This is a genomic window from Mangrovimonas sp. TPBH4, from assembly GCF_001280505.1.
Classification (GTDB): Bacteria; Bacteroidota; Bacteroidia; order Flavobacteriales; family Flavobacteriaceae; genus Mangrovimonas_A.
This window is the reverse complement of the sequence record NZ_LBIO01000006.1, coordinates 1-321: the sequence shown is the minus strand read 5'-3', so window position 1 is coordinate 321 and position 321 is coordinate 1. Positions and strand designations below refer to the sequence as shown.

Genomic DNA, 321 nt, shown 5'->3' with positions numbered 1-321 from the left:
ACCAGGCTTCCGTAGACCAGGCGTTTGCCGAGTGGGTTGCCCTGGGCAGCATCACCGGTGGCTGTAACCTGATGGTTGAAGTGACCAATCCGGGGGCACCTGATGCCTGTGGTGGTTCAACCGAAGTAATCTGGACAGCTACCAGCGACTGTGGGGCACCGTTATTGTTGAGTTCGACCTTTACGGTAGAGCCTGCACCAGAGGTTTCCTTCAACGCGCCAGAGGATTATACAATGGCAGCCTGTTCCGACCAGGCTTCTATCGACCAGGCGTTTGCCGAGTGGGTTGCCCTGGGCAGCATCACGGGTGGCTGTAACCTGA

Annotated in this window: 1 protein-coding gene; it reads left to right on the top strand. The window is 57.6% G+C overall.

Annotated features, from left to right (window positions below):
- A partial coding sequence (locus tag ZA05_RS18250; RefSeq protein ID WP_197276017.1) for a hypothetical protein occupies window positions 1-321 on the top strand: 321 nt, incomplete at both ends.